This is a genomic window from Bacteroides stercorirosoris (assembly GCF_900142015.1).
In the GTDB taxonomy this organism is placed as follows: domain Bacteria; phylum Bacteroidota; class Bacteroidia; order Bacteroidales; family Bacteroidaceae; genus Bacteroides; species Bacteroides stercorirosoris.
In genome coordinates, this window is the sequence record NZ_FQZN01000023.1 from 23,551 (window position 1) to 41,065 (window position 17,515).

Genomic DNA, 17,515 nt, shown 5'->3' on the forward strand with positions numbered 1-17,515 from the left:
CTTGTCCTATTTGTCGGAGGGGGTAGGAGGAAATCACAGGGGAGGGGAAAGTTTTTTGGAGAAACTGGTGCAATAATGAAGCTAATGATTAAGCGGTAGTATTTCCATTCCCCTCTTCCAGTCGGAGGAGGGGTGCCCAAAGGACGGGGTGGTAGGTGAGAAAAGAATTCCTTATTCTTATTGATTAATAGGTATTTTATTGTTTTACCTACCACCTCCCCCTACGGGTGCTCCTCCTCCCGAGAGGAGGAGAATGGAGATAGTATTGTTCATCATTTAGCTCATATCTGCTACAGGAATGAATAAGTTCCGCCAATAGCTTTTATTGTCTTACTTATCCTTTTATCGTCTTACTTATTCTTTTATCGCTTCACGAATACGGACCAGTTTTGTCAGCAATCCTTCCAGCAAATCCAGTTTCAGCATATTGGCACCGTCACTCTTGGCTACTTCGGGATGCTCATGCGTCTCAATAAACAATCCGTCGGCACCTACTGCAATACCGGCTTTGGCAACTGTCTCAATGAGTTGCGGCATACCGCCTGTCACTCCGCTTGTCTGATTAGGTTGCTGCAGAGAGTGGGTAACATCCAGAATAACCGGATAGCCGAAAGTCTGCATTTCAGGTATGCCACGATAATCTACGACTAAGTCCTGATATCCGAAAGTTGTCCCGCGCTCGGTAATCATAACTTCCTTGTTTCCGGCTTCTACTACTTTTTCCGCAGCAAAGCGCATGGCAAGAGGTGAAAGGAATTGTCCCTTCTTGATATTGACCGTTTTTCCCGTTTTAGCAGCGGCAATCAGGATGTCTGTCTGTCGGCAAAGGAATGCCGGGATTTGCAGTATATCCACATATTCGGCTGCCATTGCTGCCTCTTCGGCGGAATGGATGTCAGTAACGGTGGGCACGCCGAAAGTGTTATGTACTTTTTCCAATACTTTCAATGCTTTCTCGTCACCTATGCCCATAAATGAGTCCAGACGCGAACGGTTTGCCTTACGGTAAGAACCTTTAAAAACATAGGGAATTTGTAGTTTCTCTGTGATGGCTACTACGCGTTCGGCGATGCGCATTGCCATTTCTTCTCCTTCGATAACACAAGGGCCTGCCAGTAGAAAGAAGTTTCCCGCAGGATTATTTTTCAGTTCAATCATGTGAATAAGTTATTAAGCAGTTAATTTCAGTTTGGTATAATCAGTGTAATCGCTTCATGCATTATCCCGATATCCAGTGGAAAATGCCGGTCGAGGATACGTCCGTCCAAATCTACCGAGGCATTTTGGGCGCGCAGCACCTTTACTTTCTGGGTCCGGTAAGGCATCACGACTTTATGATTTAATATGCGGCCTTGAATGAGCATCCATAAGCCGGATATAAGTTGCAGTAACTCCGGGCGATAGATGACAGATACATCCAGCCAACCGTTGTATGGAACCGCACTCGGTGCCTGGCCATATCCCCAGGCGCTGCCGATGCACACCGTCATGATACGTCCCCGGATATGTTCTCCATTTATTTTGAGATGCATACGATAGAGTTTCCGTTCAAAGATAATTGAGATGAGGGCCATGAGGTAAGACAGGTATTTCATTCCCCAGAACCGTTTGGTCTGATCGGTGATTTTTACAATACGGGCTCCCAGACCAATGTTGATGGCATTGAGAAAATAGCGTGTCACGTGCTTCTCACCATCGTAATAGTTACAAAATCCGACGTCTATTTTACGGCGACGGTTATTGATGATACAATCCACGGCATCTTTATATTCCGAGGTCATTTCCCAGTATTTGGCAAAGTCATTGCCGATACCGTTCGGGATAATGCCTATGGCGATTTCTCTTTTGTTTTCTGCATTGGACGACATGATACCGTTGATGGCATCATTTAGTGCGCCGTCACCACCTACAACGACAATCGTGCGGTAACCATTGTTGGCAAGAATACCGGCCAGACGTTCCACTGATCCGAACCCTTCGGACTGCACGTAGTCATAAGACACGCCTTTGCTGTCCATGTATTCTTTGATTTCTTTCCACCGCTTCTGCACTTTTCGGGTGCCGGCTTTGGGGTTGTATATCACTCCCCACTTTTCGGGCTCTACACTCATGACGCAATTTCTAAATTATAAATTATGAATGATGAGTATTCAACTCTCAATTCTTAACTCTCCACTTACAAAAGTACTAATTCTCTTTGAGTTTCGCTTGTACAAAAGCGATCTTTTCTTCCATTGGCAACCCGGCATCCATCCAGTGGATGGTAAAACCACGCCGTTCCATACCGCGGAACCAGGTCATCTGGCGCTTGGCAAATTGATGGATAGCAATCTCAAGCTCCTTATACATCTCTTCGTAAGTCAGTTTACCAATGACGTAAAGCGTCAGATATTTGTATTCCAAACCGTAATAGATAAGGTCATCCGGCTGAATACCTTGCTCTATCAGGCGGCGTACCTCGTCCACCATTCCCTCATCCAGACGTTGGCGCAAGCGGCGGGATATCTTTTCGCGACGCAATTCCCGGTCTATGTCTACACCGATGATGAGGCTGTTCAGTTTGGGAAACGCACGTTCGTCTACCGGGGTATGGGCATAATACTCTTCTATCTCTATGGCACGGATGGCACGCTTGGCAGTGTCTACGTCCGTGGTATTATGCAAGGATTTGTACTGTTTCAGCATTTCGGTCAACTCTTCCAGAGACTTGTCGGCAAGCCGCGTGCGCAATTCTGCATTTTCGGGAACCGGCAGCAATCTGTATCCTTTCAGCACAGCTTCCAGGTACATACCTGTGCCTCCACACAAAACAGGGAGTTTCCCTTTTTGTTTAATAGTCTCGTACGCTGTCAGAAAATCACGTTGATATTCGAAGACGTTGTATTTATACCCTGGGTCGGCAATGTCAATCAGATGATAAGGGATTTGTCTGTCGTTCACGGTGTAGTCTATGAGATCCTTACCCGTGCCGAGGTCCATACCGCGGTAGATTTGCCTGGAGTCCGCACTGATGATTTCTGTGTCGAGAGCATCTGCCAGTGCTGCGGCAAAAGGAGTTTTTCCGGAGGCGGTAGGACCTAATATAGCTATCAAATCATAGTCAGGCATAAGTCGTTTTGATTATTTGGGCAAAGATAATGCAAACTGAAAGCAGTACAAAATAAGCTTGCTTATTTTTAATGCTGAGGTGCAGCTTATCTTCGCTTTTGGCAAAGATAATGCAAACCGGAAGCAATACAAAATAAGCTTGCTTATTTTTAATGTTGAGGTGTAACTTATCTTCACTATAAAACAAAGATATGAAAAAGGACGTGAAAAAAGAAACTGCTTCTCTTAAATGGTGTTATAAATACACTGTTTCCGTACACGGAGCTTGCTAATTTCGAAAAAGTGCGTACCTTTGCAATGTGTTTTTCATAGTATTAGATTTAAGGTTAACAAAGGTTGGAGTACAGCGGTACTCCTTTTTTTATGCCCGTATGTCATGTACCGTTCTCTGAACGGATCTTATCTGCATCTGACAGCAAGCATAGTTATATCATGAAACAAGCAATGTTCCGGATGAATACATTGCTTGTAATCATCCGGAACATTGCTTGTTATTTTATTCCTTTTCAGGACTGATCATTGAAACTTCTACCTCGTTCTTCTGTTTGAACAAGTCATCGGCAAACCTCTGAATATCTTTAGCTGTAATGCTGTTTACCATCTGTTCGTAGTCTTTTACAGGGTTCATTCCGGTGAACAGATATTCGTCGATGCTTCCCATCCAGTAGCTGTTTTCTTTCAGGTCTTCGGTATGCTTCTTCAGCATGAACTCTTTTACCTTATTAAGATTGGTTTCAGAAGGTCCTTCTTTGGCTATGTGTTCTATTTCCGCAAAGATGATTTTCATCAGTTTCTCCCGTTTAGAGGGTGCTGTGTCGAAAATGACTTGCAGTCCGGCTATCTCTTTAGGATATTTAGAGAGGTTACCGCCTACATATACACTGTAAGTTCCGCCTTCATCTTCACGCACTTTCTCTGTATAAACCAAGTCCATGACCTGGCAAGTCATATCCATCAGAATGGTATTTTTAAAATCATACTTGCAGGTACCGGTAAAGCAAACGAAATTGGAGGCTTTGGCTGTTTCCTGTTCACGGATGAACTCATTCTTGTAAACTCCTTTGCGATATTCGATTTTGTTATCTTTGAATGATTCCTTACGGTTGATTGAGGGCAATGCTCCGAGATATTCGGCGATAAGCGGTTTCATTTCTTCAATGTCCACATTACCGACAAAGATGAAGGTGAAGTCGCTGGCATCCTTGAAACGGTCCTGATACATTGCCAGTATCTTGTCATAATCCATCTTGTCTACCATGTCGGATTTGATACGTAGAGTACGGGGATGTCCCATTCGCAGGGCATAGGTGACACTGTCTCCGAATGCCGTCATGGGGTTCATTTCCTGGTTCAGCCATGCCGCTTTGTTACGGTTCTTGTAGGATGCGAAAGCATCATCGTCCCGGCGCGGTGCGGTAAATGTCAGATAGGTAAGCTGCATCATTGTCTCAAAGTCTTTTGGAGAGCAGTAGCCGTTGACGGACTCTGTCTTGTCGCCGATACCGTAACCCACAGAAGCTCTTTTGCCTGCCAGTATCTTTTCAAGATCTACGGTGCTGAAGTTGCCCAGACCACCTACGGAGACGGCATCCAAGCCATTGATGTTGATGATTTCCGAGTCCGGAAATAGTGAACTTCCGCCCAGACTCACACCTTTCATAATAATCTCATCAGCTTTGAAGTCAGTCTTCTTGATGATTACTTTTACTCCGTTGGATAATGTCAGCATGGTAGTGCCGAATACGTCGTCTTTTTGTTCGGAGATGATTTTTCCACCTTTCGGAGTTTCTTTCATCAGGGGCTCGTCTGATACTTTGTCGACGTATGGAGCCAGTTCCTCGGCTTTTACATCATGCAGAATCTTCTTAATGGCATCTTCTGTCGGCATTTTCAGATTCTCTTTTTCGGGGCCGAAGATGGCGACCACCTGATTGGTGTCCGTTACAAGTGTTTGCATCATCATGTTCAAAGGCTCTACGGGGATGCTCGGAGCTATCTGGCTGATGATGCCATATTCGTTTTCGATGCCCGGTATGGGCTCGTTATCAAGGAAGTGACGTACATATTCATTGATGTATTCGTCGTTCTTGCGTTTGTCACGTTCGTTGTAGGCAGATTCCAGATTGCGCAAATACTCGGCGCGGGCGCGTTGGTATTCGCTTTCGGTGAAACCGAACCGGCGGGCACGTTCCATTTCGCGAAGTAAGGTGGCAATACCGCTTTCTACTGCATCTTCCTTGCAAACGACGATGCCGGTGAAGGCTTGTTTGGTTTTTGCCACGAAGAAGTCTCCGTCATAGCTTCCTGCGTAAATGTACGGAGGGTTAGCTTCCTGAAGCAGTTCGTTCAAACGGGCATTTAGCATATTATTGATAAGGTTGGTAGCGTAGTTTTCCACCAGATATCCAATCTTGTCTTTTTCTGAATTAGGAGTCGCCTTATGTTTGTTGAAGACGATGGCTTGAATATGAGGCTGTTCCTTATCCCGGGCAATAAGTACGATAGGTTCTTTATTGTCATTTACCGGATAATATTCGCGTTTGGCAGCGTTGGGTTGTGCGGGGACATCGGCGAATAGTTTCTTGATCTGGGCTTCGACGGCATCCACATCAATATCTCCTACCACAACGATACCTTGCAGGTCGGGACGATACCATTTCTCATAATAATCCCTTAATGTTTGCGGTTTGAAGTTCATCACCACGTCCATGGTTCCGATAGGAAAACAAGTGGCATACTTGGTTCCGGCAAACATGGCGGGGAGTAGTTTCTCCTGGAAACGCTGCATGGCGCTCATACGTGTACGCCACTCTTCGTTGATGACGCCACGTTCTTTATCAATTTCTTTCGGATCCAGTGTCAGGTCGTTGCTCCAGTCATGCAGAATCAGTAGGCAGGAATCGACAGCGCCTGGAGTATTGACAGGAACGTTGGAAATGTTGTAAACGGTTTCGTCTACGGAGGTGTAAGCATTCAGATTTTCACCGAATTTTACTCCGATGCGTTCCAGATATTGTTTCAGTGCATCACCCGGGAAATGGGTAGTTCCGTTGAAGCACATGTGTTCGAGAAAGTGGGCGAGGCCGCGCTGGTTTTCCTCTTCCTGTATGGAACCTACTTTTTGGGCGATATAGAAATCGGCACGGTTGGCAGGGAGATTGTTTTTGCGGAGATAGTAAGTCAGGCCATTATCCAGTTTGCCGATACGTACATTCGGATCGACGGGAATAGGAGGTTGCTGCTGCGCGAGAGCTTGTTGGAAGTTACAGCATACAATCAACGCTATAACCAATAAACTGCGGAATAAATGTTTCATATCTATGAAGATTAAGATGAATATTGTTCTATTTGTCTGAGAAAAGGGGAATGAATCACAAAGGAAGGCTTTTTTTTATAATTATGACTGTTTCTCAGGCAAATATTTAGGTGAATAAAACATATCTATCTTCTTTCGTCCAGCATCTTCCTTGTAGGACATTCGTGGTTGTCAATCGGAAGTTTCACCTGTTTCAGGTCATCCAGTTCATGTATCGGGCGTTCGATGTCGTAGGGAATCCGCATACCTGAGTATTCCATGAAGTAGAGCAGGCAGGCGTCTTTCCACCAAACTGCATCGCGTGCCTGTATTTTCAGGCGTGATTGCACGTCTTTGAAACGTTCCGTGTCGATATAATTTTCTGTTAAATCCCATATCCTTTGGAAACTTCTGACCTGCTGCACCCCTTTGTCATATCGGTAGCAGAGTTCGTCCCAGAGGGTACGTCCGCTTTGCATGGTGTGATTCCACGGGGCGTGGTGGAACCACAGCAGATATTCATCCGGACAAGTGCTGATGTCGTCGTAGAGGTGGCAAAGCGAGTCGGGATATTGGGCGGTGGCATTACTTCCGGTATGGCTGCGGTCGAAGCCGATTCCGGCTTTATCAGCCTTGTGATAATAAGACGGCATCCAGTCGGGACGTGCGCCGGGAATATCACACCAAGGTTCGGGACCGTAATGATGTCCCCAGGCAAAAAGGTGGTGGAGGCCGAGAGGCATCATGTAGTCTACTACGGCTTCACGGCTTTGCATCATCAGCTGTTTTAATGAAGAATGAAGAATGAGGAATGAAGAATTAATTGAGATATCGGACTGTAAACGTTCTTCATTTCCTTTCCCAAATTCTTCATTCTTCATTCTTAATTCTTCATTAAAGAACGTCTGTTTCAACCACTCTTCCGCTATCGCTTCAGCGGATAACTCAGGATTCCAGGCGAGGCGGCCGAAAGCATACCAGTTGGACTGTGCAAAGGGATGTCCGCACCAGTTGGCATCGGTTCCGATGTTGGCAACGCCCGCCATTGCTTTCAGTGAAGAAGGTTGTACGAAATCGAAGAACTCTTTCCACATAGGGGCGAGGTAGACGAGGTGGTTGGAGAAGCCTAGATATTCTTGTGTAATCTGGAACTCAACCATCTGTGCGGTCTTGGGCATGGCGCCGAACAGGGGGCTGTATGGTTCGCGCGGTTGGAAATCGACCGGGCCGTTCTTTATCTGCACGATGACGTTATCGCGGAATTGTCCGTCCAACGGTTGGAACTCCAGATAAGCCTGTTTGGCGCGGTCGGCATCACTGGGGCTGTAAACGAAGGCACGCCACATGATAATACCTTTGTAAGGTTTCACTGCATCGGCCAGCATATTGGCACCTTCGGCATGGGTGCGGTTGAAGTCGCACGGGCCGGGCTGCCCTTCGGAATTGGCTTTCACGAGGAAGCCGCCGAAGTCGGGGATGAGGTGGTAGATTTCTTTTGTTTTGTTCTTCCACCAGGCGATAACTTCTTTGTCCAGCGGGTCGGCAGTAGCAAGGCCGCCCAGTTGCATGGGGGAAGCAAAGTTGATGGAGAGATACACACGGATGCCGTATGGGCGGAATACATCTGCCAGTGCTTTTACTTTCTCCAGATATTCGGTGGAAAGGATTTGTGAGGAGGCGTTTACGTTGTTGATGACCGTACCGTTGATGCCGATGGAAGCATTGGCGCGGGCATAGTCCGCATAGCGGTCGGAGAGGGTGGAAGGCAGAGCTTCCCAGTCCCATAAGGACCGTCCGGCATACCCCCGTTCAATGCTGCGGTCCAGATTATCCCAATGATTGAGGATGCGCAGATTGTAAGCGGGACTTTCCTTGATATTCAGTTTAGAGAGGTTTTCTGTACCGGTGTCTTGCAGCCTCAGCAGGTGGAAGGCTCCGTAAAGCAGACCGCGCTCCCCGGCGGAGGTGATGGTTATCTTCCGGCCGTCATCCGAAGTGAAGAGGCGATATCCTTCTTCACCTAAAGCACGTGTTTCTTTGTTGCGCTGGAGGCTTAATGTAACGGGCACGCCTTTCCAGGCTCGGCGCAACTCGGTGGCGGCGATGCCCAGCATGGGCGATTGCTTGTTGCAGGATATGGTTGCATTCCCGTCTGTGGAGTAGCGGAGCCACAGGCGGCTTCCATTCTCGGCTGAAACGGGAAACAGAAAGCATATCATAAAGAGTAGGGAAAGTAGTTTCTTCATAAATAAGAATTATTGATTGCTGTTTTAATCCAATCCTTCGATGGTAATGATACGTCCGTCGGCATCGTATTCCAGTTCGCATACTTTCAGACTGCGCAACCAGGTGCGTCCACCGGAAGGTACGCTGTCGTGATGGAACAGATACCATTTGCCTTTGTATTCCGTAATGGCATGATGGGTGGTCCAACCTACGACCGGGGTAAGGATGACACCCTGATAGGTGAACGGGCCATATGGGTTGTCGCCGATGGCATAACACAGGCGGTGGGTGTCTCCAGTGGAGTAGGAGAAGTAGTATTTTCCGTTATACTTGTGCATCCAGGAGGCTTCGAAGAAGCGGCGGTCGTTATCTCCGGCAGTCAGTGGCTGGCCGTTCTCGTCCAGGATGACTACGGCTTTGGGTTCTTCGGCAAATTGCAGCATGTCCGCACTGAGCTTGGCAACGCGTGCGGGGATGGACGGTTCATTGTCTGCGGGGAAAGTAGCACCGCTTTCCAAAGCCTTGTTGTCACGGTAACGTTGCAATTGTCCGCCCCAGAGGCCGCCGAAGTACATGTAATAGTTATCGTCACCGTCATTCAATACGGCGGGGTCTATGCTGTAACTACCGCGCATCGGGTCGGGCTGAGGGATGAATGGTCCTTCGGGACGGTCGCTGATGGCAACACCGATACGGAAGATATCGTTCTGGTCTTTCAGGGGGAAGTACATATAGTATTTTCCGTCTTTCTCGGCTACGTCGCAGTCCCAGAGTTGGCGTCCCGCCCAGGGGATGTCTTCGGTGGTGAGCACGAGGCCGTGGTCGGTGATTTCTCCGTGCATCGGATCGTCGGTGGAGAAGACGTGATAGTCTTTCATGTTGAAGTGGTCGCCGTTGTCATTTTCGGGGATGCCGCTTTCCCAGTCGTGCGACGGGTAGATGTAAAGGCGGTCGTTGAATACGTGAACGGCGGGGTCTGCCATATAATCTTCGGGTACTAAGTATCTTTTTTCTTTTTTCACGGTGATATTGTTTTTGAGTTATTGTTCGTTTCAGTTATTAGTATTTTCATAATTTCCTGTTGCGTAGATGCCTACCATTGTACCTGTGAAGCCGCCGGCTGTCTGCGTGCTTATCAGGTCGGCGGAAACAGGTTCGCCTACTTGCATCCACTCGCCTTTGGGATTGGTGGCGTAGCTGAAAGTGTAGTTCACGGCATCGTTTCCTTCTACTTTCAGATAGATCTTTCCGTCGGCTTTGGGCAGGGGAGTGCTTGCCTGATTGCAGAGCTTTCCACGGCTGTATGCTTCCAGTGAGAGAGCGGGTTTACCTTCCTTATCCAATGTTTTTCCGAAGCGAATATAGCAATAATCATCGTGGAAACAGGTGATGCCTGCAAAATCTCCTTGCTCCCGGGGGGTAAAGTCGAGGGCAGTCTGGGCGGTGAAGGTCCAGTTGTTTATCCAGCGACCGATGGCGGCGGGTTGCCGTTTGTCGTTGAGGTCGCTGCTGCTGGCGGTCAGTGTCAACTGGCCTTTGCTTCCTATCTCATAGCAGGGCACCAGTGGGGTGCGGATGAAGAAGGCTTCCTTTGTCAGTCCGTCGGCCGTCCAGAGCGGGGCAGGGCCGTAAGGACGATTGGCCGTGTACGTGATAGTTTCGCCTTCGGGCAGAATTACCGGCTGGTCTTCTTTCCAGGTGACGGGGAGCAGGAAGGTTTCGCGTCCCATTACGTCGTGCCCGCCTTTGTAGGGACGAACACCGAGGAAGACGGCATACCAGTCGCCGCCGGGTGTCTGTACGAGGTCGGCATGGCCGACGCAGGTGACGGGGTTGGGACGGCCGTCCGGCAGTCCGCGTTGCGTCAGTATCGGATTGATGGCACAGGGCTTGAAGGGGCCGAAAGGGGTGTCGGCAGTGAAGATTACTTCCGAATGATCAGGTCCTGTTCCGCCTTCGGCAGCCATCAGATAATAAGTTCCGTTGATGCGGTAGAGGTGCGGTCCTTCTATCCAGACGGGGTGCTGCGATTTGTCCACACCACCATCGATAATCATCTTTTGTTTTCCTACGGTACAGCCATTCTTCCAGTCGAATTCACGTATCCAGATGGCCCGGTGACCACTGTATTCCGGCTTTCCGGCGGGGGCGTCGTTGTTTACGATGTATGCTTTCCCGTCTTCGTCAAAAAGGAAACCGGGATCGATGCCACCCACTTCGGGCAGGAATATAGGATCGCTCCAATTGCATTTCTTCGGGTCGTCGGTGGTGACGAAGAAGTTGCCTCCGCCATCTACGGCGGTGGTTATCATGTAGAACAGTCCGTTGTGCGGATTGTATTTGATGTCCGGGGCGTAGATGCCGCCGCTGATGCGCAGCCCGTCGTACATGGGTAGCTGTGAGGGGCGGTTGAGGACGTAGCCCAACTGTTCCCAATTCGTCAGGTCCGTACTGTGCCAGATGGGCACGCCGGGGAAAAAGGCGAAAGAGGAATTGACTATATAATAATCGTTTCCTACGCGGCAGATGCTGGGGTCGGGGTAACAGCCGGGCAAAACGGGGTTTTGCAATTGACAATTGACAGTTGACAATTGACAATTGGCTGCGCCGTCACGCTGCATAGAATTGTCAATTGTCAATTGTGAATTGTCAACTGAGTAGCTGAATTCGTAGAATTTAGCTACTCTTGGTTCCAGAATCTCCTTTAGGAAAGGTTTGGGTTGATAGGAACGGTCGAAGAGTAGCGGATAATCGCGGCGTCCGGCCACAGGCCAGTCGTTCTTCCAAGAGTCGCCGTCCGATACTCCCCAGGCCGTCACGCGGGTGATGACGTCGGAGTGCTTGATGAAGAGTTCCATGAACGACTTCATGCGGGCGTTCCATAACCGTGATATGCTGTCCGGAAGAGATTCGGGATAAGGATTCAGAGCTTTCTCGAAAGCTACTTTATCAGCAATGTTCGCTCCACGGTTCAGGGTGGGGAGGGCGCTCATGTCCCATTCCGTAATCATGATTTTGGCACCTGTGGCAGCAAAGGCGAGGATGCTGGTTTCATAATCACCGATGCTTGGGTAGTCCAGTCCCATGTGTCCTTGCATGCCGATGGCATCCACACGCAGACCTTTCTCTTTCAGTGAGCGTACCATGCGCACCACACCGTCCCGACGTCCGGGGTCGTGCATGCCATAGTCATTGTAGTATAGTTCCGCATCCGGGTCGGCCTCATGGGCAAACTGGAAAGCGAGCGGGATGTATTCTTCTCCCAGTATCTCGTAGAATTTGCTCTGGCGGTAGCTTCCGTCTCCTTCAATGGCTTCGTTCACCACATCCCAGCCTTTGATGCGGCCTTTATACCGCCCCACGATGGTGTGGATGTGATCCTTCATCCGTTGTTTCAGGACTTCGGGTGAGACATTCCGTCCTTCGTTGTCTACGCAGAACCACGGGGATAATTGCGAATGCCATATCAGGCAATGCCCGATGATGGTCATTCCGTTCTCTTCACCAAACTTTACGAATTCGTCTGCCAGGGTAAAGTCGTAGCGGTCTTCTTCGGGATGAATTACTTCGCTCTTCATGCAGTTTTCTGCCACGATGGAGTTGAAGTGGCGTTGCACGATGCGGACTGCGCTGGTGTCGCGCCCTGCCGCTTGTTCGGAGTTGAGGGCGACACCAACAAGGAATTTATCACCGATAATATCTTTCAGAGTCGGGTCTGCAACTGTGGGTTTGTCACTATTGCAAGCTATCAGCGCAGCAGTGCAGACGGATAAGGCTATATTCTTTAATTTCATGCTATGGTTTAGTATGATTAATAATCAGTTTTATTTCTCCGTTCGGTCAATTCCGCTTGTATCTGTTCGTTATACTTCTTCGTGATGGGATAGAAGTACAAGGCAATTACGCCGATGAAGAACGTCACCGCCGGGATGATGCTGGACGAGAGCACGATGCCATGAATGGCCGATTCGCTTTGAGCTATGCCCGCTCCCGATACATATCCGAAGCCGGAAAGCAGGAAACCCAGGATAGCACCGCCCACACCCAGACCGGCTTTCAGGGCGAACACTACACCGGCAAATACGAACCCTGTTGCACGGCGATGGTTCACGTATTCCGAATGGTCCGCCACATCGGCAATCATTGCCCAAAGCAACGGAACGGTGGGGGCATATGCCAGGCTCTTCAGGAAGTTCAGCACAAACATCGTCTCCACATCCGTCTCGTTAGGGAAGTAGAAGAATGCCGTGAACAAGGCCGTCAGCGCCAGACAAACGATAAATACCGATTTCTTTCCGAAGCGGTTTGCCAGGAAGCCGGACAAGAAGATAACACCGAAGAACTGCACGATGGCTCCCAGCATATTGAACACGCCGAAGCCGACTTCGTATGCCTTTTCGGGACTGCTGACGATGAGTCCGAAGGCGTTCAATATCGTATATCCCACACTGTCGCTGGCTTGTGTAGCCACCAATCCCAGTTTATCAAGGAATGCATACAGCGCGCCTGCATCTACATAGTTTTCAAAATAGTAGTTCATGGCACTTCCCCACATGGCCAATGTTGTGAAGAGGAAGAGTGTCAGGATAAACATAGCCCGCCAGGGGACGTTCTTGAATACATCCTTTATATCTTTCTTAGTATCTGTCTTCTGGCTTGCCGGCGGCGTGATGCGTTCGCGGCTGGAGAAGAAAGTGATGACCAGGAACACGAGACCAATCACTGCAAACAGGGAGATGGTGCACAACCAGCCGTGCCCCTTGTCACCGCTCTCACCCGCAAATTTGCTTACCAACGGCAGCGTCAGACCTTGTACGACGAACTGCGCGATAGTGGCAGCCACGAAGCGGATGGAGGTAATGCTGGTGCGTTCCTTGATGTCGCTCGACATCACACCACCCAGTGATGCATACGGGGTGTTATTGAAGGAGTAGAGCGTCATTAATAAGGTATAGGAGATGGTTGCGTATACTGCCACCAGTCCTTTGTCCTCGATGCCGGGATTATAGAATGCCAGTACGTAGAACACCATGAACGGCAATGCTGTCCAGAGTACCCACGGGCGGTATTTGCCCCACTTGCTCTGTGTCCGGTCGGACAGTATACCTACGGTCGGGTCGACGAAAGCGTCCACAATGCGGGCAATCAGCATGACCGACCCGGCAATGGCACCTTCCAGACCGAATACATCGGTATAAAACTTGGTTTGATAAATCATCATCATCTGGAACACAAGGTTCGCAGAGCAATCTCCTAAACTATAACCGATCTTCTCGGCCATAGACACTTTTTGACTTAGTGCGTTCATAGTGCTGTATTATTGTTATTTTTTAGTTTTCTGTTCCTGTTCCCGGCAATCCTGCCATACACTTTCGGCTGCACGGTTACCCAGTGTTTTCTTGTCCAGTGGATGAATGTCGTTCCATTCGCCCAGGTCGCTGTTGCGGATAAGACGGGTGTTCCGGTTGCTTTCCGCCACCCGTGCCTGTTCCTTGCGCATTTCAGCCCAGGCCCGGCACCCACCTGTATCTTCTTTCGACAGGAAGTCTGCCAGTTCAACGATATAGAAGGGCAGTTCCGGATTGTTGAATGTGCGTCGCCAGTCGGCAATCATGGCTGTCAGCAGGCCGGCATATTCGTTGCGGCGGTCTACGTTCGACTCCCCCTGATACCAGAGTACGCCGCGTATGCCGTAGTTTTGCAGCGGGGCAATCATGGCATTGTAGAGGCATATCGGTTTGTAGCAGAAGAACATCATTCCCGGAGCAGGGGGCATGGCGGCGCCCAACCTGTATTTCCATTCTCCCAGCAGGCTCACTTCTTCGTTTCCGCATATAATCTTATAAGGTTTCTCCTTGACGAAATGCGGATAGCCGTTGTTGCTGATGAGGCGTACGGTGACGGTATTCTTTCCGGCTTTCAGCACACCTGCCGGAACGGTATAAATGCGCGGCGGGTATTGATAGGAAATCGTTCCGACAAATGTGCCGTTCACATACACAGAGTCAGCGTCTACCATACAGCCTAAACGCAGGGTTGCTTCCTGGCCGTTCCAGCTCTGCGGAACTTCCACTTCCTTGCGGAACCAGTGCGAACCATTGATAGGGTTCAAACCATTGCTTCCCCAGTCGGTGGAATATAAATCAACCGTCTTCCAGTCTTTGTCATCATAGTTGGCGGCATACCAGGGAGTGGCTTCATGCAGTCCCGCATCCCCGCGATAGAGGGAGACGTTCCAGCGATGGAAACTCTGACCTTCCGTTTGCTTGATACTTTTCAGGAAAGCATCGTCTTCATACTGCCGTTTATCATTAATATACTTTGGAAATTCTTTCAGTCCTTCTTCGCTTATCCAGGCCTCTACGGGCGTCCCTCCCCAACTGGAATTAATCAGTCCGACGGGAATACCACTCTTTTCGTACATGGCTTTGGCAAAGAAGTAAGCCAGTGCCGAGAAGTCCATCACATTCTTTTGTGTGAGGGGTTTCCAGTCTGCATAATCCGGAAGGTCCTCCTGCGGTGCATGGAAATTGAAAAGATTAGGTACTTTCAGCAGTCGTATCTCTGTGTTTTCATAAGCAGCAATTTCATCACGGAACATATCCGTTACCCGGCTGACAGGCAGCTCCATGTTAGATTGTCCGGAACATAACCAGACGTCTCCCACCAGAATATCTTTCAGTTCAATGTCGTTTACTTGCAGGACGTAGGGACCACCGGGTTTCATGGCGGGCAGGGTGATGCTCCACTTGCCGTCTGCGTCTGCCGTAGCGGTGTAAACAGCTTTTAGTTTTCCGCTTTTCACTCCGTTAGGGGTGGCATTTTTCAGAAATCTTACCTGTATGTCCTCACCTGCATCAGCCGTTCCCCATACTTTGACGGGTTGTTCGCGTTGCAGTACCATTCCGTCAGAAATCAAGGCAGGCAACTTTACCTTTGCATCCACCCTGGAAGTGGCGCAAAAGCAAAGCAGTACTGCCAGACTCAACCTAACTTTATTAAAACTAACCTTATTCATATCTCGTTTTATCTTTTTAGTTCTTCTTTTGATAAACTGTCAGTCTACCTTAGTCTGACTACACGATTACCTTAGTCTGAACCTTAGTCTACCCTAGACTAATCGTTAGTCTAAGTCTTAAAATATGTTATTTATACTCATACAGCTTCACGTGCAGGATGCGGAAATCCCCCACCGATATGCGTACATGGCGTCCCTGATGGTCCTGATCGCCATTCAGCCGACGAATATACGAGAACGTACCGTCTTCATTCACCTTTACCTCGTCCACTGAACCAATGCCACAACGGGCACCCTTCCACGTCACCTTATCACTTGTCACTTTCTCCCCCTTGCCTCCTGTCTGGGCGAAACCGTCTTCGCCCAAAGCCTGTGCCTTGGTCTGGTTTTCAGTGGTCTTTTCAAATTCGATGACGATGCCGCTGCCTGCTACGATATATTCATTCGGAGCGAGTCGCAGCAGGATGCCGCCTCCTTCGGGCCATGTGCTGCCGTCCCGGGCGCGCGGGTCCCAGGGTAGGGTGAAGAAGTGGCGGCAGATTATCTTTAAATCATCCTGATAGAGGATGCGTTCTTTATTTTCCTGGTCGAAGAGTAATCCTTTCATTACACCTTTGCCTTGATACCGGGTCAGGAGAGGCATCGACTCTTTCAATGTTTTATAGCTTTTTACCAACGGGGCGTTGGGGGAGTCGGAACCGTCTTCAATGGAGAACGGGCTGATGCCGATGGCGTCGTGTTCGCCGAAGATATAGAAAGCCCTTACACCATTATTATCCGTCAGTTTTATTTCGGGGATGAACAGCGGGTTGTTGTGCAGTTTGTATTTAGCTACCCAGTCCGTGAAACCATTGTCGTACAGGTCGGGTGCAAGTAAATCAATGCTGGGTGCTCCGCAGTGCCATACGTCGATAAGATGTGCCAACGGACCGGCGGAAGGATATTCACCGGGTTTGCGGTTGCGGCTGTTCATGGCTGCGTTCACATAAAGCGGAACATTATAGATAGACCGGGCTTCCTGCGCCATTCTTTCCACATAGCGGGCATAGTGCCAGGCCATAAAAAGCTCGTCGGTATAGATGTCGGCCCCGAATACTTCCTGCCAGGTGCCTTGCTTCTTGCAGCCCTGGCTTTCCCATTTTCTGAGCATTTCAGGATGGAGCGTCTTCTTGTTCTTTTGCAGGTACTTCATCAGTTCAGCAGGAACCGGCGCATTGAACAGCGCATTGGCTTCTTTGGAGTAGTCCCTTGCATTTTCCAGCATACCTATCTCATTTTCTATTTGTATCATGATGACGGTGCCTTCCTCTTTATCAATGTCTGCAATGTGTTTCATCCACCCGGAAAAAGCGCGGCTGTCTGCCTGATAAACATTTTCGGAGAATGCGCTGGCTATTTCGAGTGGTTTTCCGCTTTGGGTATAAGCGCGCGGATATTTCTTATAGTTTTCCTTGAACCAAAGGGGAGCATAGCAACTCATGGAGTTCTTCCAGGCTCCGAACCAGAGGAAGACTACTTTCAGACCGTTTTGCCGGGCCTGACGGATGACTTTGTCTGTGAGTGTGAAGTCGAATTGGCCTTCTTGCGGTTCGGTCAAATCCCAGTATGCCGGAACGAGTACTGTGTTCAGTCCCATGCGTTGCAGTTTCGGGAAAATACGTTCGATGTCTTCTGTGCAGGCAGCAGATGAGTTTCCTAATTCACCGCCTAAGATAAGAAAAGGCTTGCCGTCCACTACCAGTTGCGTGGCAGTACCTTGTTTCTGCAATGTACTTCTCTGGGCATTTGCTTGTCCGAATGTAATAAGACTGATTGCCAAAAATAAAATCCAATTCTTCATTGTTTGCTGGTATTGATTTGAACTGTTT

General features: G+C 49.0%; 10 protein-coding genes. All 10 read right to left on the reverse strand.

Annotation, left to right across the window (positions count from 1 at the left end):
- Window positions 1-354: 354 nt before the first annotated feature.
- The gene (gene kdsA / locus BUC01_RS16875) at window positions 355-1,158 is read right to left on the reverse strand and encodes a 3-deoxy-8-phosphooctulonate synthase (RefSeq protein WP_025834822.1); all 804 of its coding nucleotides are present in this window, start codon (window positions 1,156-1,158) and stop codon (window positions 355-357) included.
- A 26-nt stretch (window positions 1,159-1,184) separates the two neighbouring features.
- Entirely contained in the window at window positions 1,185-2,111 is a 927-nt protein-coding gene (locus BUC01_RS16880) for a diacylglycerol/lipid kinase family protein (RefSeq protein WP_025834824.1), read from the reverse strand.
- Between the two features lie 76 nt (window positions 2,112-2,187).
- Window positions 2,188-3,108 carry a tRNA (adenosine(37)-N6)-dimethylallyltransferase MiaA gene (gene miaA / locus BUC01_RS16885; protein WP_025834826.1) on the reverse strand — a complete coding sequence of 307 codons (921 nt, stop codon included), beginning with the start codon at window positions 3,106-3,108 and terminating at the stop codon, window positions 2,188-2,190.
- Window positions 3,109-3,604: 496 nt separating this feature from the next.
- Window positions 3,605-6,424 (reverse strand): M16 family metallopeptidase, encoded by a 2,820-nt coding sequence (locus tag BUC01_RS16900; protein WP_073314300.1) that lies wholly within the window; start codon window positions 6,422-6,424, stop codon window positions 3,605-3,607.
- 125 nt (window positions 6,425-6,549) lie between these two features.
- On the reverse strand, window positions 6,550-8,649 hold the full coding sequence (locus tag BUC01_RS16905; RefSeq protein WP_025834833.1) for an alpha-glucuronidase family glycosyl hydrolase: 2,100 nt from the start codon (window positions 8,647-8,649) through the stop codon (window positions 6,550-6,552).
- Window positions 8,650-8,673: 24 nt separating this feature from the next.
- Window positions 8,674-9,651, reverse strand: coding sequence for a glycoside hydrolase family 43 protein (locus BUC01_RS16910; protein WP_073314302.1), 978 nt, complete (start codon window positions 9,649-9,651; stop codon window positions 8,674-8,676).
- A gap of 30 nt (window positions 9,652-9,681) precedes the next feature.
- Complete coding sequence (locus BUC01_RS16915) at window positions 9,682-12,423, reverse strand: endo-1,4-beta-xylanase (RefSeq protein WP_073314304.1); 2,742 nt, start codon at window positions 12,421-12,423, stop codon at window positions 9,682-9,684.
- Between the two features lie 17 nt (window positions 12,424-12,440).
- Window positions 12,441-13,937, reverse strand: a complete 1,497-nt coding sequence (locus BUC01_RS16920; protein WP_025834835.1) for an MFS transporter — start codon at window positions 13,935-13,937, stop codon at window positions 12,441-12,443.
- A 15-nt stretch (window positions 13,938-13,952) separates the two neighbouring features.
- Window positions 13,953-15,647, reverse strand: coding sequence for a sialate O-acetylesterase (locus tag BUC01_RS16925; RefSeq protein ID WP_025834837.1), 1,695 nt, complete (start codon window positions 15,645-15,647; stop codon window positions 13,953-13,955).
- 127 nt (window positions 15,648-15,774) lie between these two features.
- Window positions 15,775-17,487 carry a GH35 family beta-galactosidase gene (locus tag BUC01_RS16930; RefSeq protein ID WP_025834840.1) on the reverse strand — a complete coding sequence of 571 codons (1,713 nt, stop codon included), beginning with the start codon at window positions 17,485-17,487 and terminating at the stop codon, window positions 15,775-15,777.
- Window positions 17,488-17,515 lie beyond the last annotated feature (28 nt).

Coding starts and splice junctions, on each gene's coding strand:
- BUC01_RS16925 (WP_025834837.1), bottom strand. CDS start 15,647: ATGAATAAGGTTAGTTTTAATAAAGTTAGGTTGAGTCTGGCAGTACTG.
- BUC01_RS16920 (WP_025834835.1), bottom strand. CDS start 13,937: ATGAACGCACTAAGTCAAAAAGTGTCTATGGCCGAGAAGATCGGTTAT.
- miaA (WP_025834826.1), bottom strand. CDS start 3,108: ATGCCTGACTATGATTTGATAGCTATATTAGGTCCTACCGCCTCCGGA.
- BUC01_RS16900 (WP_073314300.1), bottom strand. CDS start 6,424: ATGAAACATTTATTCCGCAGTTTATTGGTTATAGCGTTGATTGTATGC.
- BUC01_RS16905 (WP_025834833.1), bottom strand. CDS start 8,649: ATGAAGAAACTACTTTCCCTACTCTTTATGATATGCTTTCTGTTTCCC.
- BUC01_RS16880 (WP_025834824.1), bottom strand. CDS start 2,111: ATGAGTGTAGAGCCCGAAAAGTGGGGAGTGATATACAACCCCAAAGCC.
- BUC01_RS16930 (WP_025834840.1), bottom strand. CDS start 17,487: ATGAAGAATTGGATTTTATTTTTGGCAATCAGTCTTATTACATTCGGA.
- BUC01_RS16915 (WP_073314304.1), bottom strand. CDS start 12,423: ATGAAATTAAAGAATATAGCCTTATCCGTCTGCACTGCTGCGCTGATA.
- kdsA (WP_025834822.1), bottom strand. CDS start 1,158: ATGATTGAACTGAAAAATAATCCTGCGGGAAACTTCTTTCTACTGGCA.